The 7,488-nt window shown below is 50.2% G+C and carries 7 protein-coding genes and 1 tRNA gene; 3 read left to right on the forward strand and 5 right to left on the reverse strand.

Annotation, left to right across the window (positions count from 1 at the left end):
• Positions 1-330: 330 nt before the first annotated feature.
• Positions 331-405, reverse strand: a tRNA-Glu gene (locus PPL9_RS30655).
• Positions 406-595: 190 nt separating this feature from the next.
• Positions 596-1,036 (reverse strand): VOC family protein, encoded by a 441-nt coding sequence (locus PPL9_RS30660; RefSeq protein WP_057466264.1) that lies wholly within the window; start codon positions 1,034-1,036, stop codon positions 596-598.
• A gap of 417 nt (positions 1,037-1,453) precedes the next feature.
• On the opposite strand from PPL9_RS30660, the gene PPL9_RS30665 reads away from it, so the two are divergent.
• Together PPL9_RS30665 and PPL9_RS30670 are read left to right on the forward strand one after the other, a co-directional pair.
• Entirely contained in the window at positions 1,454-2,035 is a 582-nt protein-coding gene (locus PPL9_RS30665) for a cold-shock protein (RefSeq protein ID WP_057466310.1), read from the forward strand.
• 116 nt (positions 2,036-2,151) lie between these two features.
• A complete protein-coding gene (locus PPL9_RS30670; RefSeq protein ID WP_084407853.1) occupies positions 2,152-2,589 on the forward strand; it encodes a DUF192 domain-containing protein in 438 nt (145 codons plus the stop codon).
• A gap of 64 nt (positions 2,590-2,653) precedes the next feature.
• On the opposite strand, the gene galE is transcribed toward PPL9_RS30670, so the two are convergent.
• The 3 genes from galE to PPL9_RS30685 all read right to left on the reverse strand — a co-directional run bounded on the left by galE (position 2,654) and on the right by PPL9_RS30685 (position 5,389).
• Positions 2,654-3,643: a UDP-glucose 4-epimerase GalE gene (gene galE, locus PPL9_RS30675; RefSeq protein WP_082597193.1), complete on the reverse strand. Its 990-nt coding sequence runs from the start codon at positions 3,641-3,643 to the stop codon at positions 2,654-2,656.
• Positions 3,644-3,712: 69 nt separating this feature from the next.
• A complete protein-coding gene (locus PPL9_RS30680; protein WP_057466266.1) occupies positions 3,713-4,645 on the reverse strand; it encodes a cation diffusion facilitator family transporter in 933 nt (310 codons plus the stop codon).
• Between the two features lie 111 nt (positions 4,646-4,756).
• Positions 4,757-5,389: a MarC family protein gene (locus PPL9_RS30685; protein WP_057466267.1), complete on the reverse strand. Its 633-nt coding sequence runs from the start codon at positions 5,387-5,389 to the stop codon at positions 4,757-4,759.
• Between the two features lie 408 nt (positions 5,390-5,797).
• Here PPL9_RS30685 and gyrA point away from each other — a divergent pair.
• The coding region (gyrA, locus tag PPL9_RS34635; protein WP_244273518.1) for a DNA gyrase subunit A at positions 5,798-7,488 on the forward strand (1,691 nt) is incomplete at its 3' end.

Here is a 7,488-nt window from a genome sequence, read left to right on the forward strand (position 1 = left end):
GGTGGTGGCCAAGCACCATCTGGCGGCTTCGGCGGCGGAATGGACGACGAAATTCCGTTCTAAGCCAAGCATGCAATTCAAGATGGCCCGGAGTGAGCGCAGGTTCACTACCGGGCTTTTTTGTGTTCCGGTGTGAGGTCCTGCTCAGAGGGTGATGCGGGTAAGGGTCTTACCTTGCGACTTTACTCGGGCTTAAGTGGACTGGTCGCGGCTATGGGGATTGGGGAGCTCGTTCGCAGAGATGTGTCGTCAGTACTTGCTCTCAAAATAATGCAGAAACAGTGCATGAAGATGCGATGCTAGCAAAACAAATAAATTTAAGGAGAGAATTGGTACGCCCAAGGGGAATCGAACCCCTGTTTCCGCCGTGAAAGGGCGGCGTCCTAACCGCTAGACGATGGGCGCACACTACAGCATTTGCGCAATGTGGCGCGCTGTGAGGAGGCTTATAAGTTTTCAGCAGGATATTGTCTAGTGCTTAAAATTTTATAATTCAAACAATCCACAAATATGGATTTAGTCTATTCTTTTCTTAATTGTTGTTAGATTTCAGCGCCTCAATTGAAATTGAGGCGCTGAAATGCTTGTGCTGAAATTACCAGCTGCCGGTGTTGCCCATGGAGAGCCATGGCTCAGCTGGCTCAAGGCTTCCACCTTTTTGCAGAAGCTCAATGGAAATTCCATCTGGAGAAACAATGAATGCCATACGGCCGTCGCGTGGTGGTCGGTTGATTGTGATCCCAGAGGCTTGGAGTTTTTCGCAGGTCTCATAGATATTGTCGACTTCATAGGCGAGGTGGCCGAAGTTGCGACCTCCGGCGTACTCTTCCGGATCCCAGTTGTATGTTAGCTCGAGTGCTGGTGCGGAAGATGCGCTGAAGCTTTCTTTGTCTTCAGGCGCAGCCAGGAAGACAAGCGTGAAGCGGCCAGCTTCGCTTTCGTGACGGCGAACTTCTTCCAGCCCAAAAATACTGCAATAAAACTTCAGGGATTCATCAAGATCTTTAACACGGACCATGGTGTGTAGATAACGCATGTCGAACTCTTTCTTTTATGGGATTGGCTCTGTGAAGTGGGAACCAGCAGAGGTTGAAGTTGGCCGAAGCTAGCGCGAAAAAAGCTAGGAGGGAAGGGTGCCTAGTATTTCTGAATTCTGAATATGCAAGGTATGCTCCGCAATAGTGTGTATCTGATGACGAGCGGAGACTTTGAAAGTAACGCGGGGATTCATGGGATAAAATCTTCAGTAGTGTTAGCTATACCCCCTCCAAACTTCAGGTAAATGGTGTTGATAGGACAACACTAACCAAATCAATGGGGGATCATTTAGCTCTTTGTTAATTTTTTACCTTTTTGCCGTCGGGCGTAATGATATTCTTTTTGTGGAATCAAGTGGTGTTCGGTTTTGATCGAGCGTTACATTTCAGATGCGGCAAATTTCGGGGCATTCATCATGGTGGTAAAAACGGCGCCTCAGTTAGGCTCTGTCGAGGACCTGGTTGACGATACAGCCTTAGATGTTCTTCAAGTGGCAGGAACAATCAAGTGGTTTGATATTGGTAAAGGCTATGGTTTTGTAGAGCCGGAAGACGATCTGCCTGACGTCTTGTTGCATGTTACATGCTTGCGCAGGGACGGCTATCAGACAGCGTATGAAGGCGCGCGTGTTGTTTGCGAGGTGCTTAATCGTCCGCGCGGATTGCAGGCGATGCGCATTCTTTCCATGGATGAGAGTTATGCGGTTCATCCTTCTCAGCTGCCACCTTCTCGGACGCACGTGCAGGTGACACCAGAGGGTAGTTTTATCGACGCGGAAGTAAAGTGGTTTAACCGGGTCAAGGGCTTTGGTTTCCTAACGCGCGGCGAGGGAACGGAAGATATCTTTATTCATATGGAAACATTGCGCCGTTTCGGTATTACGGAGTTGCGGCCCGGCCAAAAGGTACAGGTGCGCTTTGGTGACGGGCCGAAAGGCAAGATGGCTGCGGAAGTTCGGCCTGTCGGGAGTGGTACTCACATTCCGGCATCTCACTGACGAGAGACTGACCGTTTTCAGATCACATTCCTGATATTTGCTGATTTTAAGCCCTTGGCGACTTGCCAAGGGCTTTTCTTTGGCTCAAAGCTAAAGAAAACGAGGTTTAGGTCTATATGACGGTTCTTCGAATTGCATTCATTTTTGTTTTGCTGGGTATGACATCGACGGTTGCTGCAGGTATGAGAACTGAAATTCTTGAAGTGCGTAGTGCCAATGGAACGCATGAGTTTCAGGTTGAGGTCGCTGAAACGCCTGATGACAGGGCTCAAGGCTTGATGGGCCGAACGGATCTGACAGCTGATCAGGGGATGCTGTTCATTTTCCCGCAGTCGGGTCTTCAGTACTTCTGGATGAAGAATACGCCGACTTCGCTCGATATCATTTTCATCGGGTCTGATTATAAAGTTAAAAGCATTGCTGCGAACACAGTGCCGTATTCGGAAGAGATCATCCCTTCCGGTTTGCCTGCTCAATATGTTTTAGAGGTGGTGGCTGGGCGCGCGGCTGAATTGGGTATTCAGCCTGGAGATCGCGTTATCCGTATCCCATAGATGAAGCGTTTTGTGGTTCGCAGGAAAGTGTGCTGACTGAGGAGTTCAGTCAGCACAATAGTGGTTAAAGGCTGTTTTTGAATTGGAGCTTTTTCTCCCAATCCAGCGCATGTTTTACGATTGTTGGCAGGTCATCAAAGCGTGGCTTCCATTCCAGATTGCTCATGATTCTGGAGTTGTCTGCTACAACTTTTGGAGAGTCGCCAGCACGGCGCGGCTCTTTTTTCACCTCAAAATTAACGTCTGATACGGCTTTCACAGCGTCGATGACCTGAAGGACTGAATAGCCGTCACCGTAGCCTGCGTTCATGATAATGCTATCTCCGCCATCGCGCAGGCGTTTTAGGGCAAGGTAATGTGCGCTTGCAAGATCGGAAACGTGGATGTAATCGCGCACTCCGGTCCCATCTGGTGTGTCGAAATCATCGCCAAAAATGCCGAGATGGGTGCGTTTGCCGAGGGCAGCTTCGCAGGCCACTTTGATCAGGTGGGTCGCGTTCTTGGTGGATTGGCCAGTGCGACCTTCGGGGTCAGCGCCTGCCACATTAAAATAGCGTAGAGCCGTGTATTTGAACTCGTGGGCGGCGGCCGTGTCGCGCAACATAAGTTCTGTCATCAACTTTGAAGTGCCGTAGGGGCTTAAGGGAGTTAAGGGGGTATCTTCAGAAACTGGAATAACTTCTGGATCACCATAAACTGCTGCAGTTGATGAGAAAATGAAATGCTTGATGCCATTCTTTACGCAAGCTTCAATCAATGTGCGCGAGGCTGCTGTGTTATTCTCATAATATTTCAATGGGTTAGAGACGGATTCTGGGACGATAATTGAGCCCGCGAAGTGAATGACCGCAGAGATGTTGTGGTTGCGGAAGATTGTCTGGAGCAGATTAAGGTCTGTGATTTCGCCTTCGTAAAGCTTGGTGCTTTGCGGGATGGCCCAATCGAAGCCCGTGGACAGATTGTCTATGACGACAAAATCCTCTCCTGCGTCGTGAAGACACCACGTCATGTGGCTTCCAATATATCCGCAGCCGCCTGTTACAAGTATGGTCATTGTCTGCTCCAAAATTCTTAGTATGTAAGCTTCTTAAGGGTCTAATCTGTGTGTCACTAGGCGGATAAACTACTCGCCCTCAAGAATCTGATGATCGCGTGCAGCCTGAACTTCAAGGAATACGCGTCCGATCAATGGTTGTGCCCGTTTGATAGTGTCTTCCAGTGAGAAGATGACTTCTTCAACTGCGCCTGCTGTCAGAGCGTCTTCGAAATCCAGCGAGGCTGCGAGAAGGACGTCATTTGGGCCCAGGTGCAGGGTGCGGATTTCATTCACGCCTTTGACGGCTGCGGGTGCCTGTAGAATTTCTCGTACGGATGCGACTAGCTCGTCTGAAGCGCTTTCGCCGATGAGGAGGCCTTTGGTTTCCAGTGCCAGTACAAAAGCTGTGCCTGCGAGGATGAGGCCAATTACGACAGAGGCTGCTCCGTCCAGCCATGCAATGCCCAAAGCTTGAGCGCCGTAGATGCCGGCAAATGCTACGAGCAGGCCAAGCATTGCGGCTGTATCTTCGAAAAGTACAGTGAAAACTGTTGGGTCTTTGCTGTCGCGCACAGCGGCAAGGAAAGGGCGCTTGCCTTTGGTTTTTTTGAACTCTTTGTAGGCGACCATCCAGGCCCAGCCTTCAAAAATAATTGCGAGTCCAAGGACGATGTAAGCGATCAGGGCAGATTCAATCGGGTGAGGATTGAGAATTTTCTGAATGCCTTCGTAGAGCGAAATCCCTGCTCCAACGGCGAAAATCATGATGGCGACGACAAATGCCCAGAAGTAAATTTCTGAGCCGTATCCGAACGGGTGTTTTTCATCTGCAGGTTTTTCAGCGCGCTTCATGCCAAGCAGCAGCAGGCCCTGGTTTCCTGTGTCAACGAGCGAGTGAATGCCTTCGGACAGCATTGCGGCAGACCCGGTATAGGCTGCGGCAGCAAATTTGGTGATTGAAATGAGTGTGTTGCCAGCAAGGGCGGCGAAAATCACTTTTTTTGAGCCGTGGGCAGCCATTCGAATCCTCCGTAAAATACAAGGGTGACTTTACGAAGGGGATTTGGGACTGCAAGCTTTAACTCATTTGGAGAGAAGAGCGCCCACAAGAGGTATGGGCGCTCACCTGAATTATGAATGCATCTCGATTAACGAGAAGATGCCGTCTGCAACGAACTGAACGGACAGCGCTGCGAGGATCACACCAAAAAGGCGGGTGATGATGAGCTGAACTGTAGACCCAAGCAGTTTATCGATGCGTGCTGCCAGCAAAAACACGAAGAAGCTGAGTGCGAGCACAGACAGAAGGACTGCGATCAGGCTCATCTGGCCAGCGAAGCCCGGTGCCTGACCGGCGAGCAGGATGATTGCAGAGATAGTTGCCGGACCTGCAATGAGCGGAATAGCCAGCGGAAACACTGCTGTCTGGGACAGGTCTTCCTGTTCGACAACCTTTTCCGCACTTTCAGCTTTACGCTTCTGGCGATGTTCAAACACCATCTCAGTTGCAATGATGAAGAGCAGAAGGCCACCTGCAACCTTAAAGGCAGCTTGAGAGATGCCGAGAACTTCCAGAAGCTGGCGTCCGGCAAAGAAAAATGCCAGGAGCGTGATGCCAGAAATGACTATGGCTTTAATCGCGATCTGACGGCGCTCAACACTGCTTGCCCCGGCGGTTACGGCCAGAAAAATTGGTGCCAGACCAATCGGGTCGATGGTGACAAACAGCATGGCAAATGCATTGATGAGGAACTCAATGAGCATTGCGCTTTACCTTGTATGTGATTTAGCCCATCTTTGGGCGCTTTTACCCGCATTTCTGCGGTTCTTGAGAGGGCGCTACCAGACAATGTTGTATTTGGCAAGAGTTTGATAGGATTTTGCACTGCCTGCGTATAGCTTAGTATTTTTATGAGGAAGAGCGATGCTTTTGAGCAACGAAACTGTGTAGAAAGGCCTAGTAACCAGTGGTCGATGAGGCCGTGGGGTAAGGTAGTTGTTATTAGGTGTCTTTTCAGGGCTTGTGGCGTTTGGTTCTGCGGTTTGAATCGGCTATAAAGGCTAGGAATTCTGACTTAAAATTGATGAGAATAATCCTTGGCAGATCAGGACTTAAGTACACCACCAGGTGGCCTACCTAGCGACATTCGGCCCGTCTCTATCACAGATGAAATGAAGCGCAGCTATCTCGATTACGCAATGAGCGTGATTGTGAGCCGTGCGCTTCCCGATGTTCGTGATGGTTTGAAGCCGGTTCACCGCCGTATTCTGTATTCTATGCACGAAAACGGATATGAGTGGAACAAGCCCTATCGTAAATCCGCCCGCGTCGTTGGTGACGTTATGGGTAAATATCACCCACATGGTGATAGCGCGATTTATGATGCTCTTGTTCGTATGGCGCAGAATTTTTCCATGCGCCTGCCACTCATTAATGGGCAGGGCAACTTTGGCTCGGTTGATGGTGACCGTGCTGCAGCGATGCGTTACACAGAGTGTCGCCTCGAAAAAGTTGCTCAGACACAGCTTTCCGATATCGACAAAGATACGGTGAACTTCAATGAGAACTACGATGGCTCCGAGACGGAACCTGAAGTTCTCCCAGCACGCTATCCGAACCTACTGGTAAACGGTGCTGGCGGTATTGCTGTTGGTATGGCGACCAATATTCCGCCGCATAACATGGGTGAAGTGATTGATGGCACGATCGCAATGATCGAGCGCCCTGAAATCACTCTGCCAGAGCTGATGGAGATTATCCCGGGTCCGGACTTCCCGACCGGTGGTATTATTCTTGGCCGTGCTGGCATCAAATCAGCCTATGAGACCGGACGTGGTTCCGTTCTTATGCGCAGCCGAGTTGAGACGGAAGAAATTCGCTCAGGCCGTATGGCATTGATTGTCACTGAAATCCCTTATCAGGTGAACAAATCCTCTATGATCGAAAAGATCGCAGAGCTTGTTCGTGAAAAGCGGATTGAGGGCATCTCTGACATTCGCGACGAATCAGATCGTCGTGGTATGCGCGTTGTTATTGAGCTGAAGCGTGACGCGGTTCCTGATGTTATCCTGAACCAACTCTATCGTTACTCTCAGCTTCAACAGAGCTTTGGCTGTAACGTGGTGGCTCTTAATGGTGGCCGTCCTGAGCAGCTTGCACTGCAGGATATGCTGAAAGCGTTTATTGCTTTCCGTGAAGAGGTTATTGGTCGCCGGACCCGGTTCCTTCTGAATAAAGCGCGTGATCGTGCTCATGTTCTCGTAGGTTTGGCTGTTGCGACTGCCAACATTGATGATGTTATTCATCTTATTCGCACAGCACCTGATCCTGCGACTGCGCGCCGTCAGCTGATGGAGCGTAACTGGCCAGCGAAAGACATCGAGCCGCTGATCCAGCTGATTGATGATCCACGTTACGCTATTCAGGAAGATGGTACGTTCAAACTTTCTGAAGATCAGGCTCGCGCCATTCTGGATCTGCGCTTGCAGCGTCTGACTGCTCTGGGCCGTGACGAGATTGGCGACGAACTCGACAAACTGGCGACGGAGATCAAGGATTATCTTGATATTCTGCGTAGCCGTGAGCGTATTCTTCACATTGTTCGTACCGAGCTTGAAGAAGTGCGTGATGAGTTTGCGACACCGCGCCGGACAGAAATTACCGATGGTGGTGGAGATCTGGATGATGAAGATCTGATCCAGCGTGAAGATATGGTCGTGACCGTATCTCATACCGGCTACATCAAACGCGTTCCTCTGGACACCTACCGTGCGCAGCGTCGTGGCGGTAAGGGCCGGTCTGGCATGCGGACGAAAGACGAAGATTTTGTAACCCGTCTGTTCGTTGCCAATACGCATACGCC

Origin of the sequence: Pseudovibrio sp. POLY-S9, assembly GCF_001431305.1 — a bacterium.
Lineage (GTDB): Bacteria > Pseudomonadota > Alphaproteobacteria > Rhizobiales > Stappiaceae > Pseudovibrio.

What these genes read in the sequence shown, in the direction of transcription:
- PPL9_RS30670 (WP_084407853.1), top strand. Translation starts at nt 2,152, where the DNA reads ATGACGGTTCTTCGAATTGCATTCATTTTTGTTTTGCTGGGTATGACA.
- galE (WP_082597193.1), bottom strand. Translation starts at nt 3,643, where the DNA reads ATGACCATACTTGTAACAGGCGGCTGCGGATATATTGGAAGCCACATG.
- PPL9_RS30685 (WP_057466267.1), bottom strand. Translation starts at nt 5,389, where the DNA reads ATGCTCATTGAGTTCCTCATCAATGCATTTGCCATGCTGTTTGTCACC.
- PPL9_RS30680 (WP_057466266.1), bottom strand. Translation starts at nt 4,645, where the DNA reads ATGGCTGCCCACGGCTCAAAAAAAGTGATTTTCGCCGCCCTTGCTGGC.
- PPL9_RS30665 (WP_057466310.1), top strand. Translation starts at nt 1,454, where the DNA reads ATGGTGGTAAAAACGGCGCCTCAGTTAGGCTCTGTCGAGGACCTGGTT.
- PPL9_RS30660 (WP_057466264.1), bottom strand. Translation starts at nt 1,036, where the DNA reads ATGCGTTATCTACACACCATGGTCCGTGTTAAAGATCTTGATGAATCC.